Genomic DNA, 21,389 nt, shown 5'->3' with positions numbered 1-21,389 from the left:
ATGGTGAGTGGCGCTCGTCGGAGATTCTGAATTCAACCCTAAATACGTCGGATCAGACTGGTCAACGCCGTCCGGCACCGGCACCGGCAAGTTCGTGGCCGCACTTCCGTACGGTGCGGTCCACCTCTGGGACTTCGGTGGTTCGGTGCGGTTCGGTCTCCGTTACACCCCAGGTCAGTCCCGTACTGGGCGCTTGACGGGGCGCGCGCGGGCCGGACCGACCGCACCACCGAAGCAGGGGTCGGTACCGACCGCACCATGCGTGGGCGACCGAAGGTTCGGACTCGGCAGAGTCATTGCCGGGGATTCACTCCGACGCCTTTCATCAAGGTGACCAGTTCCCGACGGCCGGAAATACCGAGTTTACGATAGGAATTGGTCAGATGTTTTTCCACGACGCGGGAACCGACGCCGAGCTCCACGGCGATTTCCTGGTTGGTCAGACCGCCGCTCGCCAGGGCCGCCACCCTTGATTCGGTGGGGGTGAGCGCCACGTCCGGCCGTGTCGCGGCGTCTCGCGCCGGAGCCGCCGCCTCGATCAGGTCCGTGCGCCAGGGCACTCCGCATCCGGCGGCCAGCCCGGACGCCTCTCCCAGCAGGGCCTTGGCCTCGGCCCCTTCCCCGAGGGACATGCTCAACGCGCGCAGGGCGCGGGCGAGTTCCAGCTCATGGCCGGATCCCCGCAGTGTCTCCACCGCGTCGCGCAGCAGGGCGGTGCCTTCGCTGTCACAGCGCAGTGCGCCTCTCAGCCGTTGTGCGCGCCCGAGCGCGACCGGTGCACCCCACAGCAGCGCCTGTTTGTACTCCTCCTCGGCGAGCGCCCGGGCCGAGCGGGTGTCACCCAGTCGGCCGAGCAGCCCGATCGCCCGGGGCCGCCAGGGGAAGAGGACGGGATTGCGCCAGCCGGAAGCCTCCAACCGCCGGCCACAGTCCAGCACCGTGTCCAGGGCACGGGCCGTCTCGCCGCGCTGCTCCTCGGCCGAGGCTTCCAGGAGCCGCAGCATCGTGGTGGTACCGAGCCCGAGTGGCCGGCTCGCCAGGGTGCGGGCCCTCACCCGCTCACTGAGCGCGTGGTCCCGGGTCTCCAGGGCGACGGTGGCCAGCACCGCCCCGGCGATGGCTTCGACCTCCTGCCGACCGGTCCCGGCAGGGCCGAAGACACGCTCGGCCTGCTCCCTGGCGTGCGCGAGTCGTCCACGCCCAAGACACGACAACGCGTGTCCCGTCGCGACCAGCGGGTCGGCCGTTCCGACGCCGCGAAGACCAGGTGTCTCCTCCGCGCCCAGCCACGAGTCGATTTCGTCGACCGCGTTCGCGGCGACGAGAGCCGACAGCACGAGGGGCAGCGCACTGTGGCCTTCGGAAGCCCTCGCCGGTTCGCGTTCCAGGATGCGGGTGGCCTGCCGTGTCACCTGTGACGCCGGCAGGCTGCCGCTGAGCGAGACGGCGTGGAGCAGTACGGCGAGCCACTCGCGCTCGGCGGCCGAGCACACCGGCGGCGCCTGTGGTTCGTCTCGCAGCAGCCTTACGGCGACGGCGAGTTCGGACGGGTCTTCCCGTCCGCTGTGACTCAGCCGTGCCCCCAGGCGCAGTGCCAGGTCTCGAGGTGTTCCGCTCAGCTCGGAGTGGGGGCCGAGATCGTCGGCGGCGCGCCGCAGGATGTCGAGGGCACCGGCGCTGGTCCTGCCGAGGAAGCCGGGTGAGACGCGCAACGCCGCGGCCGCCCGGTCGCGGGCGGTGCCCAGGAGCGACATGGCCTGGGCGATGTGGCGTTCGGACGCGGCGACGTCGAAGTGACGCTCGGCGGTGGCCAGGTGGATCAGCAGCCCGGCGCGTTCCTCGCCCTGTTCCGCGCTGTCCAGGAGGGCCCGTCTGAGATAGCGGGCCGCCGTGTCGGGGGCGCCCCGGTGCAGCGCGCTGTCGGCGGCGGCCCGCAGCACGGCGGCGGACCAGCCGGCGCCGGACGCGGCCACCGCCATGAGCTGCGCGGCGACCTGCTCCGCGGGGTGCCCGCTGTCGTAGAGCAGGGCGGCCGCGGCCTCGTGCCAGTGCTGCCGCTCTGCGAGGATCAGGCAGGCCTCGGCCGCGTCCTGCACGACCGGGTGGACGAAGCGGGGCTCGTCCGCCTCGGCCAGGAGGCCCAGTTGGCGCAATGTGCGCACCGCCGCCGCGTATCCGACGGTGTCGAGGCCGGCCAGCCGGGTGACGAGTTCGGGCGTGCCCTGCTCACCCAGTGTGGCGATGCCCGCGACGAGATCGCGTACCGGCTGTGGCTGGGTGCGCAGACAGCCCGTGAGGCGTTCCCTGAGATTCGAGGGGCGCAGGGACCTGGCGGTGTCCGCCTGATCGGCGGTGGGGCGATGGCCCCCGGCCACCATGGCGAGGACGACGGACATCAGGAACACCGGGTTGCCGCCCGAGGTCTCGTGGCAGGCGCGGACGAACTCCTCGTCGCCCGGCACCCCGAACTGCTCCCGGACGATCCCGGCGGTGGCCGCCCGCGACAGCGGTGCGAGGCGCAACGTCCCTGTCGCCGCCTCCACGACCTCGCGCACGAGGGGATCGCGGGACCTCGGCTCGCCCTCCCGCAGGGCACACACGATGACCGCCCGAAGGCCGTGCAGCCGTCTCGCCAGGTAGGCCAGCCAGCGCAGCGACCAGTCGTCCGCCCACTGCAGATCGTCGACGAGGATCAGCAGGGGCCGCTCCGCGCCCAGCTGCTCCGCCAGGGCCCTGAGATCGTGCAGGACGGCGTCGGGAGCAGCGCTCACGTCGGCCTCCGCGGGCAGGGCGGTGTCGTAGCCGAGCGCCTGCCGCGCCGCGGGTGTCCGGCGCAGCAGGCTCTCGCGGGCCTGCTCCGGCCTGCCGGGTGCCAGGCTGTCGAAGAGCTGCCGTACGACGCCGAAGGCGAAGTCCTGTTCCATGGGCGCCGCGTGGGCACGCAGCACGTACACGTCCTGCTCCGGGAAGCACGTGGGGAGTTCCCGCAGCCAGGCCGAGCGTCCTATGCCGAGCGGTCCCGCCGTCAGTAAGAGGGAGGATCGGCCGCCGGAAGTGGCGCGCAGCGCCTCCCGGACCCGCTCGGTCTCGGTTTCTCGTTCGATCAACATACGTTCCGCGCTCCTTCCCTCGCACGGACGAGCGCCCGCAGTTCCTGCCGGCCGCTGATGCGAAGCTTGGTGTAGGCGCTGCTCAGCCGCAGTTCGACGGTGCGCCTGGAGACCGACAGCAACTCGGCGATGTGGCTGTTGCTGTGGCCGTGCGCGGCGAGCAACGCGGTACGTGCCTCACGCGGCGACAGGTCGGCCCATGCCGGGGAGGGGGCATCGGCCGGCTGTGGCTGTGGATCCGTCCGCTGTGCCAGTCGCGCCAGCAGCCGCGTTCGGGCGGCCATGGGGCTGTGCGGATGGGTGGAGGTGAGGACCGACAGCTCGTCGAGGGCCGCGGTGGCCGTGATCCGGCTCCCGTTCTTCGCCCTCTCGGCGGCGGCGAGTTCGGCAAGTGCCCTCAGGTAGCCGGGGCTTGCCGGGCCGCTCCTGAGCAGGTGGACCGCGCGCCGGGCCCTGGTCAGCCGGTCCTGCCCGGCGTCCGGCCCGGCGTTGAGTTCTGCCCACCCGATGGCGCCGGCCGCCCCCCAGCCGCGGGCGAGCCTGAGCTCGTCACGGCTCAGCCGCTCCGCCTCGGTCCGTCCGCCGGTCATGCGCAGGAGGCGGGCCGCGAACGAACGCCAGGGAATGAGCGCCGGGTTGGGCTCGTGGCGGTTCAGCAGTTGCCGGCCGCATTCCTTCAGCAGGCCGACCGCCATCCGTAGGTCGCCTTCGGAGGCATGGACGAGCCCCCGGGCGAAGAGCAGATGGGGCCAGTATCCGCTGTCCTGGGCGGGTCGGGTCTCCAGCTCCGGCTCCGGGGCGAGCGGGCCGGCCTCGCGGTGCCGGCCGCTCTCCAGATCCACGAGCAGCCGGACGGCTCGGAGATGGGGCATCGACAGCGGGTGCCGGGCGACCCGGGACACGGCCGTCTCGGCAGCGGCGACGTCCCGTTGGGCGGCGGCGAGACGCCCGCAGCGCAGGTGCAGCTCGGCGCGCGCCGTGAGGACGTGGGGAACCGCCACGCCCAGGTCGTACAGGTGGAGCTCCGCGAGCAGTGAGGTGAGCCCGGCCTCCGCCTCCTCGTAGTCCTCGGTGAGGCAGAGGGCTCTGCAGGCGGAGAGGCGGGGCAGGATCAGGGCTCGACGCGCCGGTGCGGCGAGGGCGGCACGGGCGAGCTGCCTGGCGACGGGAAGGTTCACCCCGCGCACCGCGAGCTGCCAGGCGCGCTGCCCCGCCTGGGCGGGCGAGGCCGGGTGGTCGGGCAGGGCGGGCACCTCGGGCACCATCAGTTCCGCGCGCTCGGGTGCAGCCCGGTCGGCCGCCCAGAACAGGGCGATCAGGTCGTCCCGCTCCGGGCCGGGGGTCGTGGGCAGGGCCTCGGCGGCGGCCTGGCGAAGGACGTCCGAGCCGCCGTCGGCGAGGGCCAGGTCGAGCGCCCGTACGCGCAGGCCGGGGGCGGTGTCGCGGGACCGGACGAGTTCGGCGAGCCGTCGGCGGCCCGCCTCCGGGAGGGTGACGAGTTCGGTGGCGGCGAGGTCGAAGGTGAGTTGCGCGCGCTCCGCCGGATCGGTCGCTTCCCGCAAGGCCCGGGCCAGGCAGGCGGTGGAGCGGGTGTGGTCGCCCTCCCGCCCGGCGGTGCGGCCGGCGCGTTTCAGCGCGTGCACGGCCCAGGCGGTCCCGACGGGCCGGGCCCCGAGCAGCAGTCGGGCCACGGCCCGGTCGTCGACGGCGGCGCGATGGGCGAGTTCTGCGGCGCGGGCGTGCAGGTCCGCCCGCGCCGAATGGCTCATCCCCTCCAGGAGACGGGTGCGGACCCGCCGGTCCAGGCGCGGTCCGGTGGCAGTCATGGCGACGAAGCCGGTGGCTGCCACGGCGGCGCGCAGCCGGGCCTCGCCCAGGTGCCGCAGGCCGGCCAGCACGCAGACCAGGGGGAACTCCAGTACCTCGCCGCAGACGGCCAGGGCGTGCAGCAGGCTGACGGTCTCCTCGGGCAGGCCGCGCAGTCCCCGGTCGACGTGGTCGTCCAGGACGGCCGCGCCGATCGCCCGGAGCTCCGGCACCCGCTTCGCGGCCGGCGGGTGTCCCTGCCGGGCGAACCGGCACAGCGCGTCGTGGAGCACGGCGGGGTTCCCCGCGGTGGCGCGGTGGGCGGCTACGAGGAACTCTTCGGCGCCGGGCGCACCGCAGGCATCCAGCACCGCGTCCGCGACGTGGGCCGCGGTCAGCGGGCCCAGCGCGAGTTCGCGTACGCCGACGGGGCCCGGGGAGGAGACGACGACCTCGCGCCAGTCCGGCCCGCTGACCGTGGCGGCGCTGCCGGCGGCGAGCAGGACCACAGGGGCCGAGGAGGCACGCCGGGCGAGGAGGTGCAGCCAGCGGAGTGACTCGGCGTCGAGCCAGTGGGCGTCCTCGACGGCGAGCAACGTCGGCTGCTGCCGGCAGGTGTGCAGCACCTCGGCCGGTGCGGGCGGGCAGTTGTGGCCGGTCGGGAGCGGGGAACCCTCGGCGAGGTCTGCGCGCAGGCCGGGCAGGGAGGCCAGGAGCTGGGCCACCACGCCGTACCGCAGCCCGGATTCGGCCGGTGTCGCCCGGGCGCTCAGCACCCGCAGTCCCCGCGCCGAGGCGTTGTGGGAGGACCAGCGGGCCAGGGCGTCCTGCCCGAAGCCCGTGGCACCGGTCACGGTGACGACGGCGGACCGTCGCGCGCTCAGACCGGTGAGCACCGAGGCCAGCACGGCCTGTTCGCGTGCGTGACGGCGCGGGACGGACACGGGTGGGGAGGTGTGCGGGTGGTCGGCATGGAGGGGACGGGGGAATGCCGAAAGGGACATGGAGATACCGGATCTTCAGGTCGTCGAAGTCGGAAGGGGGGCGGCGCGGGTGCCGCGCGGCTCAGCTGGCCCGGGCCGCCGGGCCGGGTTCCTCGGCCAGGCGCGGTGCGAGCGTTCCGGGCGTGCGCAGGACCGTGCCGAGCTGTTCCCGCCCCTTCACGCCCAGCTTTCGGTAGACGCTGGTCAGGTGGGTTTCGACGGTGCGCAGCGTGACGCACAGCTGCTGTGCGATCCTGCGGTTGCTCGCGCCCAGCAGTACCAGGCCGACGACCTTGCGCTCGGCCCCGGTGAGCAGGTCGGCGCGTGACCCGGTGATCACGCCCATGCGTCCCCCGGCCGCTATCAGCCTGCGACGCGCGGCGCGCGCGAGCGGCAGCGCACCGCAGCAGCCGGCGAGGTCGGCGGCCGCACGCAGGTGCCGGCGGGCCGCACGCTCGTCGCCCTGGTGCAGCAGGGCCCGGCCCAGCTCGTACTCGGCCCGGGCGTGGTCGGCCCGGGCGGGCGAGCGTCCGAGGTACGCGGCCGCCTCGGCGAGCAGGTCGGTCCGCGCCGCCGGTGAGGCGAGGACACCGCGGGCGAGGGCGGCGATGCCGAGGGCGCGGGGAGTGCCCCACCGGCGTGCCGCCTCGGTGCCGAACTCGGCGTATTCGCGCGCCTCGTCGGGGCGGCGCAGGGCGGCCAGGACATGGCAGGCGTCGGCCCACCAGGGTGCGAGGACGGGGTTGACCACGCCCGCCTCCTCCTGGGCACGGCCGCCGGCGCGCAGCAGCCCGAGCGCCGCCTCGCCGTCACCGAGGGCCCGGCGTGCACGGGCGCGGGCCATCAGGTACAGGTGCTGCTCCAGCACCGGGGGCGTCGGTCCGGAAGAGGCCATCTCGGCGAGCAGGTCCTCGGCGTACGCGGCCTCGCCGCGCGCGGTGAGCGCGGCCGCAAGGATCAGCCGGGGCAGTACGAGGCGCCCGCTGCTCCCCGGCTCGTCGGCCGCGTCCAGGGCGGCCCGGGCGGCGACAACGCTGTCGTCCAGCGCCCCGGTGCCGTACAGGACGATGGCGCGAGCGGTCTGCGCGAAGGGCCCGGGCCGGCCGGTCGCGGCCTCCTCGGGGCGTCGTCCGGGGTCCAGAGCGCACAGCGCCTCGTCGGTCTCGTCGGCGAGGGCGAGGGCGGTGGCCGAGGCGAGCAGCGGCCATCCGTCGCAGGACGGAGAGTTGAGGGCCTGGCGGGCGTAGCGCACGGCCGGTTCCGGGGTGCCGCCGTACAGGGCGGCCACGAGCGCGCCGAGCGCGTCGGGGTGCGGCTGTGCGGTCCGCGGGTGCCCGGGGGCGCTCGCGAGCTGTTTCAGGACGGCGGCCGCGGCCGTCCTGCCGACGGGGCCGGTGAGGAGCAGGGCGGACTCCAGCGCGGTGCGCAGCCGGCGTTCGTCCGGGCCGGGTGCGGCGCCCTGGGCACTGAGCGCTCCCAGGGCGGCGGCGGCTTCCTGCCGGGCGGCTGCCGGCTGTTGCGCGGCGAGGCAGGCCGTGGCGTAGGGAACGGCGACACCGGCCCGGGTGCGTGCGTCGGCCGCGCGCTCCAGGGTGTCACGGAGCACCGCGACGGCCGCGCCGGGATCCGTTCGGGCCAGCAGGTCACCGAGCCGCAGCCGTACCGCGTCGTCGTCCGGCTCCGCCTCCAGCACCTGGTGCAGATAGCGCGCCGCCGCCACGGGCGCACCGCGGTCCGCCGCCTCCGTGGCGGCGTCGCGCAGGATGCCGGACATCCACGGTTCGGGGGTTCCCGGCACGTCCATGAGATATCGGGCCGCCTCCCGCGCGGGGCGGCCCGCGTCGCTGAGGAGCAGTGCGGCCCGCTTGCGAAGGTGTGTCAGGGCCTCGGCGGGGAGCGGCGCGAGAACGGCCGTCCGTACGGCGTCGTGGACCGGTTCCGTGCGGCCGGGGGCCAGGGCTCCGGCCTCGCGCAGCAGGGCGACGGCTTCCCGGGCGAGCGGGGCGGAGACTCCGGCGAGCGCAGCGACGTGCTCCGGAAAGGCCCCGTCGAGTACGGCGATCGCGGTGGCCACGGCACGCATCCAGGCCGGCTTCCGTTCGAGCAACTCCCGTACGGAGGCGGCGATCATCGATGTGCCGAGGTCCAGGGCGCGACGTCCGCCGTCGGCGTCGGGGCGGGTGCCTTCGCTGCGCAGTGCGTGCAGCAGCCGCGCGGCCCTGCCGGGGACGCGGCCGCAGACCTCCGCGACCCGCTCGGCGAAGGACGGGTCGACCGGGCCGCCGTAGACGTGCCGGGCCAGCTCGCCGATCGTGTCCGCGGCCGGCGGCCCGAGGACCAGGCTCGTGCACTCGGGATGGGCGGTGAGGTACGGCCAGACACCGTTGTCCGCGGGTTCGCCCTCGCCGCGGCGGGCGAGAACCACCAGCAGTGGCAGTCCGTCGGCGCGGCGCAGCAGAAACTCGATCCAGCGCAGCGAGTGTTCGTCGCACAGATGGGCGTCGTCCAGGACGAGCGCGAGCGGACGGTGCGTCACCAGGTCCACGGTCAGGCGGTGCAGCGCTTGGAACACCCGGTAGGAGGCTGAACCGGCGACGAACGGAGCGCCGTCCGGCGGTACCGGGCCGAGTGCGGTCATGGCGTGCCGTGCGATCCCCTGCAGCAGCGGATGGGCGGCCGCTCCCCCGTCGGCCGTCCCCAGCGGGCCGTACAGTGCGCGCACGCCGGAGTAGGGCGGCGCGGTCGGCTTATTCTCGGCGCATTTTCCGCGCAGTACGGTCATTCCGTTGACGCCTGGACCAAGGGAAAACGCTTCCAGGAGACTGCTTTTACCCATTCCGGTGGGCCCCGACACCACCACAATGCCGGCTCTCCCCGCGCAAGCGGCCCGCGCCCGGGCGGAGAGCGTCGAGATCTCGCCCGTGCGACCGAACGCCGCATGGCCGGTTGAATCGGGCGCCGATTGGCTGAAAACCACGTTCCCCCCGCTGTACGCAAAGATGCCGGCCCCCGTCGAAGCTCCTTGCAGTAAGCCCCAAAACCGTTTGAACCAGGCCAGGTTACCTGATCGAGATGTGGCCGACTATAAGGGAGCCATTAAGAAGCCACGGCCAAGAGCACCTGAACATCAAGTATGGTTGCGCTTTGAACAGTTGATGGCCGTACCTGCTCTGGAGTCGCCCCTGGGTGCGCGACTCTAAGGAAATCCCGGCCGCGCCCGTGAGACCACAGGGGGTGTGCAGCCAACCAGCCAGCCGGTCATGCCCCAAGGAGTCCGATGAGCGCCCCGCAGCGGCCGATTCTGTTCGTGAGCCTCCCGGAAAGCGGTCTGCTCAACCCGTTGCTCGTGCTGGCGGGCGAGTTGTCCCGGCGGGGTGTGCCCGACCTGTGGTTCGCCACGGACGAGCCGCGGCGCGCGGACGTCGAGCGGCAAGGACACGGCAGCGCGGTCGAGTTCGCCTCGCTGGGCGAAGTCTTCTCCGAGCTGTCCGCGGTCAGCTGGAGCGACGAGGTCTACCGGGAGGTCACCCAGACCTCACGCTTCCGGGCGCACCGCGCCGTCGTCCGGCAGTCGTACCGTCCGGATCTGCAGGCGGAGAAGTTCCGCCGTCTGGAATCCGTCGTGGACAAAGTCCAGCCGGCGCTCATGGTCATCGACTGTGTCGCGGGATTCGCGGTGGACCTGGCGGTCCAGCGGAACATTCCCTTCGTACTCAGCGTTCCCTTCCTGCCCAGCAACGTGCTGACATCACTGAACCCCTTCGGCCCCTCCGGAACTCCGCGCAATTTCCCGGTGCCGCACTCGGGCCTGCCTTTCGACATGACCTTGGCGCAAAAGCTGCGCAACGAGCTCTTCAAATGGCGCACACTGGCGATGTTCTTCAATCCGGCGATGGGCAAGGTACTTTCCGAGGACGCACGCCTGCGCAAGGAACTCGGCCTTCCGAAGCCCAGCCCCATGACCAGGATCGACCGGGCCGAGATGATCCTCTGCAATTCGGTCGCGGAACTGGACTACCCGTTCACGGTGCCGGAGAAGATGAAACTGGTCGGCGCGATGCTGCCACCGCTGCCGGAATCCGGACAGGCCGCCGACGACGGAGGGCTCGCGGACTGGCTCGATGGCCAGTCCTCCGTCGTCTACATGGGCTTCGGCACCATCACCCGGCTGACCCGGGACCAGGTCGCGGCCCTGGTCGAGGTCGCCCGGCGGCTGGACGGCCGGCACCAGTTCCTGTGGAAGCTCCCCCAGGAGCAGCAGCATCTGCTGCCGGCCCGGGAATCGCTCCCCGGCAACCTGCGGGTCGAGAGCTGGGTGCCCTCCCAGCTCGACGTGCTCGCCCATCCGAACGTCCGTGTGTTCTTCACCCACGGCGGCGGCAACGGCTTCCACGAGGGCATCTACTTCGGCAAGCCGCTGGTGGTGCGCCCCTTGTGGGTGGACTGCTACGACCAGGCCGCACGCGGCCGGGACCACGGCATCAGCCTGACCCTCGACCGGCCTCGCGACATGGATCCGGACGATGTCGTCGACAAGCTCACCCGGGTCCTCGGGAACCCGTCATTCCGTGAACGCGCCGAACGCGTCGGCGCGTTGCAGCGTGCGGCGGGCGGCCGGACCGCTGCCGCCGATCTCCTGCTCGGACTTCCCGCCCTGGCATGACGAGCCCCGCACCCGAACAGAACGAGGATCGGATGTCGTACAAGTACCCCGTTTCCCGGCCCACGCTTGGCGGACGGGAGCTCGAATATGTCACCGAAACAGTCCGGGACGAGTGGATTTCCTCCCAGGGCCCGTTTGTCAAACGATTTGAGCGGTCGTTCGCCGACTACAATGGAATCTCGCACGGCGTGGCCTGCTCTTCGGGGACGGCGGCACTCACCCTCGCACTGCGTGCCCTGGACATCGGGCCCGGTGACGAGGTCATCGTTCCGGAATTCACCATGATCGCCTCCGCCTGGGCGGTCACCTACACCGGTGCGACACCGGTCTTCGTCGATTGCGCGGACGATCTCAACATCGACGTCGGCAAGATCGAGGAGAAGATCACACCCCGGACGAAGGCCGTGATGCCCGTCCATGTCTACGGCAGGCGCTGCGACATGGACGCGGTGATGGATCTCGCGCACCAGTACAACCTGCGCGTGGTGGAGGACTCGGCCGAGGCGCACGGGATCCGCCCGGTCGGTGACATCGCCTGCTACTCCCTGTACGCCAACAAGATCATCACGTCGGGTGAAGGCGGTATCTGTCTCACCGACGACAGCCGGCTCGCCGACCAACTGGCCCATCTGCGGGCGATGGCGTTCACCAAGGACCACAGCTTCCTGCACCGGAAGCTGGCCTACAACTTCCGCATGACCGCCATGCAGGCGGCCGTCGCGCTCGCCCAGGTGGAGCGCATCGACGACATCCTCGCCAGGCGCCGCGAGATAGAGAGCCGCTACGACCAGGGCCTCAAGGACGTGCGAGGCATCACACTCATGCCGCCTCGCGACGTGGTGTGGATGTACGACATCCGGGCCGAGCGCCGGGAGGAACTGCGGGCGTACCTGAAGACCGAGGGCATCGAGACCCGGCTGTTCTTCAAGCCCATGAGCAGGCAGCCCGGTTACCACGACCCCGTCTGGCCCTACCTCAACGCCACCCGGTTCAGCACGGACGGCCTGTACCTGCCGACGTACGTCGGGCTTTCCGCCGCCGACCAGGAGTACGTGACCGCGAAGATCCGCGCCTTCTACGGCGCGGCCTGACCGTCCCCGGCTTCGGCCGGGAGGAAGTGATGAGCATGACGAACGCCGAGACCGGCACCGAACCGAGAGTGGTGGACTTCCCGCTGCGGGTGCCCGGCGAACCGTTCCCCCCGCCCCGGTACGAGGACTACCGCCGGCACCCGGGACTGGTCCTGACCCACCTCCCCAACGGGAACAAGGTGTGGCTGGTGACGCGGCACGAGGAGGTCCGGGCCGTCCTCACCAACAAGAAGATCAGCTCCAACCCCTCCCATGAGGGCTTTCCCCACATCAGCGACACGATCGGCGTGCCCCGCCCGGAGCAGATTCCCGGCTGGTTCGTCGGGCTGGACTCCCCGGAGCACGACCGCTTCCGCAAGGCGCTGATCCCCGAGTTCACCGTACGGCGGGTGCGTACGATGCGGCCTGCGATCGAGCAGACCGTCGACAAGCGCATCGACGCCCTGCTCGCCGCGGGCAACTCGGCAGACCTGGTGGCCGACTTCGCGCTGCCGATACCGTCCCTGGTGATCTCCTCGCTGCTCGGAGTGCCGCCCGTCGACCGCGACTTCTTCGAGTCCCGCACCCGCACCCTGGTGGCCATCCGTACCTCGACCGAGCAGCAACGGGACACGGCAGCCAAGGAATTGCTCCGGTACATCAACCGGCTGATCGCCATCAAGCAGGACTGGCCCGGCGACGACCTGGTCAGCCGGCTGCTGGCGACCGGCAGCATCAGCGCCCAGGAGCTGACCGGCGTACTGATGCTGCTGCTCATCGCGGGACACGAGACCACCGCCAACAACATCGCCCTCGGTGTGGTGACCCTGCTGCTGAATCCGGAGTGGATCGGCGACGAGCGCGCGGTCGAGGAGACCCTGCGCTTCCACTCGGTGGCCGATCTGGTGTCCCTGCGCGTCGCCCTGGAGGACGTCGAGATCGCCGGACAGCTCATCAGGGCGGGCGAGGGCATCATCCCTCTGGTCGCCGCGGCCAACCACGATCCCGAGGCGTTCGGCTGTCCGCACGCCTTCGACCCGGCACGCACCGAGCGCCACCACGTCGCGTTCGGCTACGGCGTGCACCAGTGCCTCGGCCAGAACCTCGTCCGGACCGAGATGGAGATCGCCTACCGCAGGCTCTTCGAGCGCATCCCGTCGCTCGAACTCGCGGTGCCCGTCGCGGAACTGCCACTGAAGTACGACGGCGTGCTGTGCGGTCTGCACGCGCTGCCCGTGCGCTGGTGACCCCCAGGAAAAGAGAGCCCATGCGTATCACCGTGGACATCGACCGCTGCGTCGGAGCGGGGCAGTGCGTGCTGTCCGCTCCCGAGGTGTTCGACCAGGACACCGACGGTCTGGTCACCCTTCTCACCTCCCGGCCCGAGCCGCAGGACCACGACGCCGTCCTGCGGGCCGGCGACCTGTGCCCGGCACACACCATCACCGTCTACGAGGACTGAAGCCCTCGCTCCCCTCGCCCCGAAAGGACCGACACCTTGCACCGCACGGACCCCTCCACGGCCCTCTGGCTGCGCCGCTTCCATCCGGCCGAGGACGCTCCCGTCCGGCTGGTCTGCTTCCCCCACGCCGGCGGGTCCGCCAGCTACTACCACCCGGTGTCGGCCCGGTTCTCCCCCGGCGTCGACGTGGTCGCGCTCCAGTACCCCGGCCGGCAGGACCGCCGTAAGGAGCCCTGCGTCCAGGACATCGAGACGCTGGCCGACCGCATCACCGAACAACTGCTGCTCCTGGACGAGAAGCCCACGGTGTTCTTCGGCCACAGCATGGGGGCCGTACTGGCCTTCGAGACCACGCTGCGCCTCGAGCACAAGGGCTCGCACATCCCGGGCAGCGTCATCGCCTCCGGCCGCCGGGCTCCCTCGACGGTCCGCACCGAGACGGTGCACCGCCGCGACGACGACGGCATCATCGCCGAACTGAGGCTGCTCAACGGGACCGACGCCAATCTGCTCGGTGACGAGGAGATCCTGCGGATGGCCCTCCCCGCCATCCGCGGCGACTACGCGGCCATCGAGAAGTACACCTGCGCGCAGGACCGCACCATCGCCTGCCCGATCACCGTCCTCACCGGTGACGCCGATCCCCGCACCTCCCTGCCGGAGGCCGAGGCCTGGCAGCGGCACACCCGGGGCGACTTCCGCCTCGAGCTGTTCCCCGGCGGCCACTTCTTCCTCGGCGAACACCCATCGGCGGTGGGCGACGAGATCGCCCGTGAACTCGGGACGCTCTGATGCACACCCTCCTCGTCGACAACTACGACTCCTTCACCTACAACCTCTTCCACTACCTGGCGGAGGTCAACGGGCAGGAGCCCGTGGTCATCCGCAACGACGACCCGGACTGGCACGACGGACGGCTCGACGCGTTCGACAACGTCGTCCTGTCACCCGGGCCCGGTACCCCGCACCGTCCGGCGGACTTCGGCCTGTGCGCCCGGATCGCCGAAGAGGCCCGGCTGCCCGTGCTCGGCGTGTGCCTCGGCCACCAGGGCATCGCCCTGGCGCACGGCGCCAAGGTCGGCCGCGCGCCCGAACCCCGGCACGGCCGGTCCTCGCCGGTACGCCACGACGGCACGGGCCTGTTCGAAGGGCTTCCCGACCCGTTGCAGGTCGTCCGCTACCACTCGCTCGCCGCCACCGAGGTCTCCCCCGCCCTGGAGGTGATCGCCCGGTCCGCCGACGACGACCTGGTGATGGCCGTACGCCATCGTGAACTGCCCCTGTGGGGAGTGCAGTTCCACCCCGAGTCCATCGGCACGCAGGGCGGTCACCGGCTGCTCGCCAACTTCGCCGAACTCACCCGGTCGCACGGTCGGGCCCGGAGGCGTACGGTCCGTCCCCGGGCCGCCGGCACCGGGCCGTACGCTCCCGCCCCGGCCGGGGAACAGCCGCACCGCTCGGTGCGCCGGCTGCGTGTGCTCGCGGACCGGACACCCACCCGGTGGGACGCCGAAGTGGTCTTCGACCACCTCTTCCGCAAGGGCCCGCACCCCTTCTGGCTGGACAGCAGCAGGCCGGACGGGGTCCTCGGGCGGGTGTCCGTCCTGGGCGACGCCTCGGGCCCGCTCGCCCGGGTCGCCACCGCCGATGTCCACGACGGCACGGTGACCGTCACCTCCGGCGGGAACAGCCGGACCCTCGGCACCCCGTTCCTGGAGTGGCTGGAGCGGGATCTCGCCTCACTGAGCACGGAAGTACCGGATCTCCCCTTCGACTTCGCCCTCGGGTGGGTCGGCTACCTCGGCTACGAGCTGAAGGCCGAGTGCGGCGGCGACCGTGCGCACCGTGCACCCGATCCCGACGCCACCCTGGTCTTCGCCGGCCACGCCCTCGTCCTGGACCATCGCACCGGCACCACACATCTCCTCGCCCTCGCCGAGGACGGGGACGAGGAGGCGGCCCGGGCGTGGCTGACCGCGACCAAGGCACAACTGCGGTCCCTCGCCGGGCAGGAGCCCGCACCCTGTGCCCCGCCCCCGCCGGCCGAGGACGGGGAACTGCGGCTGCGCCACGACCGCGACACGTACCTGAAGCTCATCGACGCCTGCCAGGAGGAGATACGCGCCGGTGAGACCTACGAGGTGTGTCTCACCAACATGATCGAGGCGGACACCGCCCTCGATCCCTGGCACGCCTACCGTCACCTGCGGCGCGCCAGCCCCGCCCCGTTCGCCGCGTTCCTCGGCTTCGGCGAGGTGTCCGTGCTGAGCACCTCACCGGAACGGTTCCTGCGGATCGACCGGCACGGCACGATGGAGTCCAAGCCCATCAAGGGCACCAGGCCGCGCGGGGCCACACCCGCCGAGGACACCCTGTACATCGCCGACCTGGCGACCAGTGAGAAGGACCGCGCCGAGAACCTGATGATCGTCGATCTGGTCCGGCACGACCTGGGACGATGCGCCGAGGTCGGCAGCGTCGTGGCCGATCCGGTCTTCCAGGTGGAGACCTACGCCACCGTCCACCAACTGGTGAGCACCGTACGGGCGACCCTGCGGGACGGCGTCGGTGCCGTGGCCGGGGTGCGGGCGGCCTTCCCCGGCGGCTCGATGACCGGAGCGCCGAAGATCCGGACCATGCAGATCATCGACCGCCTGGAGGCCGGACCGCGCGGCGTCTACTCGGGCGCCATCGGCTACTTCTCGCTGGGCGGCGCGGCCGACCTGTCCATCGTCATCCGCACGGTCGTCATGAGCGGCGGTCTCCTGCGCTACGGCGTCGGCGGTGCCGTCATCGCGCTGTCGGACCCTCGGGCGGAGTTCGACGAGACGGTGGTCAAGGCGGCGCCGCTGCGGTCGCTCCTCGCCTGCGACATCCCCGGGCAGCGCGTCGGCGCCGAGGCGTGAGCACCGGGCCGGCCGGGGCCTCGGACCACGTCTAGGGCTTTTCCTGCGGCAGCGAGCCCAGCATGGGGGCGACCTCCAGTGGCCGGCTTTCTCGGGAGTGATGGTGTCCGTCCATGTCGATGATTTCCAAACCGCCGCTCTCGCCGACCCGCAGGGTCTGCTGCGCGGTCTGACGCTCCCGGCGGTCTTCGAGGCCGCCGTGGCCGCGGCACCGGACGCGCCCGCCCTGGTGGACGGCGACCGGTCGTGGACGTGGGGCGCGTGGCGGGCGGATGTCGCCGCACTGACCCGAGGGCTGCAGGAGCTGGGCGTCGGCGTCGGAGACGTGGTCGCCGTCCAGCTGCCCAACTGCTGGGAGTTCCAGACCCTGCACCTGGCCGTCGCGGCGGCCGGCGCCGTCATGATGCCCGTCCATCAGGGCAACGGCAGCGCCGACGTCCTCGCGCTGCTGGAGCGGGTCGCGCCCGCGGTCGCCGTGCTGCCCGCCGACTCCGCCCACCTGGCCGGGCCCGGGGCCGTCGGCGCCCTGCGGTCGGCGGTGCCGTCGCTGCGGAGCGTCCTCGTCGCCGGTGACAGCCCGCAGGACCGCGGTGCGGTGGCGGTGGAGGCGCTGCTCACCCGATGGACCGGGCAGCCTCCCCGGCCGGTGGAGCTGCGGCCAGAGATGCCGTTCGTCCTGCTGCCGTCCTCGGGTACGACGTCCGCGCGGCCGAAGATCTGCCTGCACAGCCACGACGGTCTGCTGTCCAACACCGCCGCCGTGGCGGAGGAGAGCTCGGCGTCCTTCACCGGTGCGGTCGTCACCGCCTGCCCGCTGACCCATCTGTTCGGTCTGCAGTCCCTGCACACCGCGCTGTTCACCCGGTGCCCACAGGCCCTGCTGCGTGGCTGGGACCCGGACCGCTTCCTGGAGCTGGCCCGCGCCGAACGGCCCGCCGTGGTCTTCGCCGTACCCGCGCAGCTCCACGACATCGTGGGCAGGCTCGCGGACCGCGGGGAGCCTGCGGGCTTTCGTCCACGGGAGATCCGGACGGCGGGCGCGGCGATCCCGGGCGCGCTGGTCTCCGGTGTGCGCGACGCGCTCGGCAGCCCGCTCGTCGTCGTGTGGGGGATGTCCGAGGTCGGTACCGGAACCTGCACCCGCGCGGACGACCCTGCCGAGGTGCCGGAGCGCAGCGTGGGCCGGCCGACGTACGGCGCGAGCGTACGGATCGTCACCGAGGACGGAGCGGAGTGCCCGCCGGGCGAGCCGGGTGAGCTGCAGTACCGCAGCCCCGGCATGTTCCGCGGCTACCACCGTGAGCCGGAGCTGACCCGGTCCGCGGTCACCGGGGACGGCTGGCTGCGCACCGGGGATCTGGCGAGCATCGGCGAGGACGGGCGAATCGCGTTCCTCGGGCGCGCGGCCGAACTGATCAACGTGGGCGGCCGGAAGTTCAACGCCACCGAGATCCAGGGCCTCCTCGCCGGCCTGTCCGGCCTCGGTCCACTCGCCGTGGTCGGCAGACCGGACCCCCGGCTCGGGGAGTACCCCTGTCTGGTCGTCACCGGCCGCGCGGACCGCTCCCTGGGTCTCGACGAGGTGACCCGCTTCCTCCTGGAACGCGGAGTCGCCGAGTACAAGATCCCCCTGGAACTCGTCGTCGTCGACGACCTCCCCCGCACCCCGGCGGGCAAACTGCACCGCCGGGCCCTGGAGCAGCTGCTGGCCGCCGACGGGCTCCCCCCGGGCCCCGCACACCGGCCGGGAGCGGCGGCGCCGCGGTCCTTCGGCGAGGCACTGGAACTGATCGGCACCTGTGTGACGAGGGTGCTGGCACCGGATGCTGAGCACGCACCCGTTGCGCGCCTCGGCCCCGATGCCACCTTCCGCAGCCACGGCCTGGACTCGATCCGCTGCATCCGGCTGCGCAACCTGCTCTCCGAGGCGACCGGACTGCCGCTGCCCGCCTCGCTCGCCTTCGATCATCCGACCCCCGCCGAGGTGGCCCGGTTCCTGACGGCCGGTCACGCCGGGACCGACGAGCTGCCGCCGCACCCGACCGGCGCCGTGGAGGACGATCCGGTGGCCGTCGTCGGCATGGCGTGCCGGCTGCCCGGCGGAGTGACCGGCCCGGACGACCTGTGGTCGCTCGTCATGGCCGAGACCGACGCCGTGTCCGACTTCCCCACCGGCCGCGGCTGGGACCTCGACCGTCTCTTCGACGACGATCCGGACCGTCCCGGCACCTCGTACGCCCGGCAGGGCGGCTTCCTCCACGACGCGGGCGGCTTCGACGCCGCGTTCTTCGGGTTCTCCGACCACGAGGCCCTGGCCACCGATCCCCAGCAGCGGCTGCTGCTGGAGACGGCCTGGGAGGCACTGGAACGGGCCCGGATCGACCCGGGGGCCCTGCGCGGCAGCCGGACCGCCGTCTTCACCGGCGCCATGTACCACGACTACGCGGCGGACATCCGTGGCGCCGCAGGCCCGTTGGAGGGTCTGCTGGGCATCGGCACGGCCGGCAGCGCCCTGGCCGGCCGTATCGCGTACACCTTCGGCCTGCAGGGACCTGCCGTCACGGTGGACACCGCCTGCTCGTCCTCCCTCGTCGCGCTGCATCTGGCCTGCCAGTCGCTGCGTACCGGGGAATCGACGCTCGCGCTGGCGGGCGGTGTCGCAGTCATGGCGACGCCGTCGTCGTTCACCGAGTTCTCCAGACTGCGCGGCCTCGCCCCCGACGGGCGCTGCAAGTCCTTCGCCGACGCAGCCGACGGCGCGGCCTGGTCGGAGGGCGCGGGCCTGCTGGTGCTCGAGCGCCTCTCCGACGCCCGCCGGGCCGGTCACCCGGTGCTCGCCGTCGTCCGTGGCTCCGCGGTCAACCAGGACGGCGTGTCGAACGGTCTCACGGCACCGAACGGCACCGCGCAGCGCCGGGTCCTGCGCCAGGCACTCGCCGACGCGCGGCTGACGGCCGCCGACGTGGACGCGGTGGAGGCGCACGGCACGGGGACGACACTGGGAGACCCGATCGAGGCAGAGGCCCTGATCGCCGCATACGGGCGGGAGCGACCGTCGGACCGGCCGCTGTGGCTCGGTTCCGTGAAGTCGAACATCGGGCACACGCAGGCCGCCGCCGGAGTCGCCGGCGTGATCAAGACGGTCCTGGCACTGGAGCACGGCGTGCTGCCGCGCACCCTCCACGTGGACGCGCCGTCCTCCCACGTGGACTGGTCGGCGGGCGAGGTGCGGCTGCTCACGGGGGCACGGCCATGGCCGAGGACCCCCGAACGGGTCAGGCGTGCCGGGGTCTCCTCCTTCGGCATCAGCGGGACCAACGCACACGTGATCCTGGAGGAGGCGCCGGGAGAGAAGGCACCGGGAGAGGAGACGCCGGACGCTTCCGGCACCTTCGCCTGCGTGCCGTGGGTGCTGTCCGCGCGTACTCCGGAGGCGCTGCGCGCGCAGGCCCTGAGGCTGGCCGATCATGTCGCCGCCCACCCGGATCTCTCGCCCGGCGACCTAGCCCTGTCCCTCGCCGCGACGCGGACCATCCACCCCCATCAGGCGTACGCCGTCGGCGGCGACCGGCATGAACTCCTCGACTCTGTGCGGGCGTTGGCCGAGTCGTCGGCCCGGACGGAGGCCGGCCGCACGAACGCGCAGGGCCTCGGGTTCGTCTTCACGGGACAGGGCAGCCAGCGGCCCGGCATGGGCAGGGCACTGGCCCGTGCCTTCCCCGCCTTCGGCTCGGCGCTCGCCGAGGTCTGCGCGACACTCGACCCGCTGCTGGGCAGGCCGTTGCGGGAGGTGATGTGGTCGGGCCCGGCGGAGCTGCTGGACCGTACGCGGTACGCCCAGCCCGCGCTCTTCGCGTTCGAGGTGGCTCTGTACCGGCTGGTCGAGTCCTGGGGAGTGGTGCCGGACCGCCTGGTGGGCCACTCGGTCGGCGAGATCGCCGCGGCGCATGCGGGGGGTCTGCTGTCCCTCGAGGACGCGTGCCGGCTGGTCGCCGCACGGGGCAGGCTGATGGACGCGCTGCCGAGGGGCGGTGCCATGGCGGCGGTGGAACTGCCGGAGGAGGAGGTCACGCCCCTGCTCGACGGTCTGACGGACCGTGTGGCGGTGGCGGCGGTCAACGGTCCACGCTCCGTGGTGATCTCGGGGGACGAGGGACCGGTCGCCGAACTGACCGAGCGGATGGCGGCTGCCGGGCACCGGACCAGGCGGCTGACGGTCAGCCACGCCTTCCACTCCCCCGCGATGGATCCGATGCTGGAGGACTTCCGGGCGGCCGTCGGTGCGCTGGACACCGCCGAGCCGTCCGTACCCGTGGTCTCCTGCCTCACCGGGCGCCCGCTCACCCGGGAGGAGGCGCGGGACCCCGGCCACTGGGTCCGGCACGTACGCGAACCTGTACGGTTCGCGCGGGCGGTGGACCGGCTGCTGCGCGACGGCACCGACGTGTTCCTGGAACTTGGCCCGCGGGCCGCGCTCACCCCGATGGTCGACGCGTGCGCGGCGGACACGCCCGGGGCCGGCGTCGTACCGGCGGCCGGCGGGGACGAGGGCGGCCGGAACGAGGAGCACGCCCTGCTCGCGGCCGTCGCCCGGCTGCATCTGCGCGGTGTACCCGTGTCCTGGGAGTCGGTCCTGCCCGGTGCCGTCACCGTCCCCCTGCCCACCTACCCGTTCCGGCACCGGTCCTACTGGCTGGCCTCCACGGGCGCGACGGCGGCAGTCGCGGACAGTGCGGCGGACGGGCCGGCCGGTGGTCCCGCGCCGTCGGCGCCGGCCTCGTGGCTGTCCGGGCTGGGCGAGGGCGAGGGACGGCATGCCGTGCTGCGCCTGGTCCTGGACGAGACCTCTGCCGCTCTCGGCGGACGGCCCCTGGAGCCATCGGACGCCGACACGCACTTCACCGACCTGGGCATCACCTCGGTGAGCGCCGTCGGACTACGCAACCGGATCACCTCGGCCACCGGGGCACGACTTCCGGCCACCCTGGTCTTCGACCACCCCACGCCCACCGCCGTCGCAGACCTGGTTCGACAGGATCTGGCGCGGCACCCGACGACGACGGCACAGCGGTCGGCCGCCGACATCGTGGACGAACTGGACCGCGCGCTCTCGGCCGGTTCCTGCCTCGACCCGGTGACGGCGGCGCGGCTGAAGGAGCTGGTGAAGCACTCGGATCCGGCACCCTCCGGCGGTCCGGCCGGCGGCCTGGATCTCGACACCGCGTCCGACGAGGACCTGTTCCGCCTCATGGACGGCGCCGGCGACTGAGCGCTTCGCGGGAACGGCCGCGCTGGGCCGTCGATCGTCCACGGGTCCCTCGTGGCCGGTCGCCCCCACACGGCGGAGCCGCACTCGAACTCGGGCCCGCGCCCCTTCAGGGCGCTGCCC

Annotated in this window: 10 protein-coding genes; 7 read left to right on the top strand and 3 right to left on the bottom strand. The window is 72.5% G+C overall.

Annotation, left to right across the window (positions count from 1 at the left end; genetic code table 11):
• Window positions 1-293: 293 nt before the first annotated feature.
• The 3 genes from AC07DS_RS34350 to AC07DS_RS34340 form a co-directional block, all read right to left on the bottom strand.
• Complete coding sequence (locus tag AC07DS_RS34350) at window positions 294-3,110, bottom strand: ATP-binding protein (protein ID WP_479151726.1); 2,817 nt, start codon at window positions 3,108-3,110, stop codon at window positions 294-296.
• Window positions 3,104-5,920, bottom strand: coding sequence for a LuxR C-terminal-related transcriptional regulator (locus AC07DS_RS34345; RefSeq protein WP_479151724.1), 2,817 nt, complete (start codon window positions 5,918-5,920; stop codon window positions 3,104-3,106). Before AC07DS_RS34345 ends, AC07DS_RS34350 begins: the two co-directional genes overlap by 7 nt.
• Window positions 5,921-5,981: 61 nt before the next feature.
• Window positions 5,982-8,876: a helix-turn-helix transcriptional regulator gene (locus tag AC07DS_RS34340; RefSeq protein ID WP_479151722.1), complete on the bottom strand. Its 2,895-nt coding sequence runs from the start codon at window positions 8,874-8,876 to the stop codon at window positions 5,982-5,984.
• Between the two features lie 300 nt (window positions 8,877-9,176).
• Here AC07DS_RS34340 and AC07DS_RS34335 point away from each other — a divergent pair, with 300 nt between their 5' ends.
• The 7 genes from AC07DS_RS34335 (at window position 9,177) to AC07DS_RS34305 (ending at window position 21,269) form a co-directional block, all read left to right on the top strand.
• A complete protein-coding gene (locus AC07DS_RS34335) occupies window positions 9,177-10,562 on the top strand; it encodes a glycosyltransferase (RefSeq protein ID WP_479151721.1) in 1,386 nt (461 codons plus the stop codon).
• A gap of 32 nt (window positions 10,563-10,594) precedes the next feature.
• Window positions 10,595-11,653, top strand: coding sequence for a DegT/DnrJ/EryC1/StrS family aminotransferase (locus AC07DS_RS34330; protein WP_479151719.1), 1,059 nt, complete (start codon window positions 10,595-10,597; stop codon window positions 11,651-11,653).
• Between the two features lie 29 nt (window positions 11,654-11,682).
• Entirely contained in the window at window positions 11,683-12,879 is a 1,197-nt protein-coding gene (locus AC07DS_RS34325; protein ID WP_479151717.1) for a cytochrome P450, read from the top strand.
• Window positions 12,880-12,899: 20 nt separating this feature from the next.
• Window positions 12,900-13,094 (top strand): ferredoxin, encoded by a 195-nt coding sequence (locus AC07DS_RS34320; RefSeq protein ID WP_479151716.1) that lies wholly within the window; start codon window positions 12,900-12,902, stop codon window positions 13,092-13,094.
• Window positions 13,095-13,130: 36 nt separating this feature from the next.
• The gene (locus AC07DS_RS34315) at window positions 13,131-13,886 is read left to right on the top strand and encodes a thioesterase II family protein (protein ID WP_479151714.1); all 756 of its coding nucleotides are present in this window, start codon (window positions 13,131-13,133) and stop codon (window positions 13,884-13,886) included.
• Window positions 13,886-16,000: an aminodeoxychorismate synthase component I gene (gene pabB, locus AC07DS_RS34310; protein WP_479151713.1), complete on the top strand. Its 2,115-nt coding sequence runs from the start codon at window positions 13,886-13,888 to the stop codon at window positions 15,998-16,000. Before AC07DS_RS34315 ends, pabB begins: the two co-directional genes overlap by 1 nt.
• A gap of 100 nt (window positions 16,001-16,100) precedes the next feature.
• The gene (locus AC07DS_RS34305; RefSeq protein WP_479151710.1) at window positions 16,101-21,269 is read left to right on the top strand and encodes a type I polyketide synthase; all 5,169 of its coding nucleotides are present in this window, start codon (window positions 16,101-16,103) and stop codon (window positions 21,267-21,269) included.
• Window positions 21,270-21,389 lie beyond the last annotated feature (120 nt).

The organism is Streptomyces sp. NPDC044064 (genome assembly GCF_056434245.1).
The sequence above is the reverse complement of the archived record's forward strand: the minus strand, read 5'-3'. Positions and strand labels throughout refer to the sequence as shown.

Excerpts from the sequence above, each read along its gene's own strand:
- AC07DS_RS34350 (WP_479151726.1), bottom strand. The coding sequence starts at position 3,110 with ATGTTGATCGAACGAGAAACCGAGACCGAGCGGGTCCGGGAGGCGCTG.
- AC07DS_RS34345 (WP_479151724.1), bottom strand. The coding sequence starts at position 5,920 with ATGTCCCTTTCGGCATTCCCCCGTCCCCTCCATGCCGACCACCCGCAC.
- AC07DS_RS34335 (WP_479151721.1), top strand. The coding sequence starts at position 9,177 with ATGAGCGCCCCGCAGCGGCCGATTCTGTTCGTGAGCCTCCCGGAAAGC.
- AC07DS_RS34330 (WP_479151719.1), top strand. The coding sequence starts at position 10,595 with ATGTCGTACAAGTACCCCGTTTCCCGGCCCACGCTTGGCGGACGGGAG.
- AC07DS_RS34325 (WP_479151717.1), top strand. The coding sequence starts at position 11,683 with ATGAGCATGACGAACGCCGAGACCGGCACCGAACCGAGAGTGGTGGAC.
- AC07DS_RS34320 (WP_479151716.1), top strand. The coding sequence starts at position 12,900 with ATGCGTATCACCGTGGACATCGACCGCTGCGTCGGAGCGGGGCAGTGC.
- pabB (WP_479151713.1), top strand. The coding sequence starts at position 13,886 with ATGCACACCCTCCTCGTCGACAACTACGACTCCTTCACCTACAACCTC.
- AC07DS_RS34305 (WP_479151710.1), top strand. The coding sequence starts at position 16,101 with ATGGTGTCCGTCCATGTCGATGATTTCCAAACCGCCGCTCTCGCCGAC.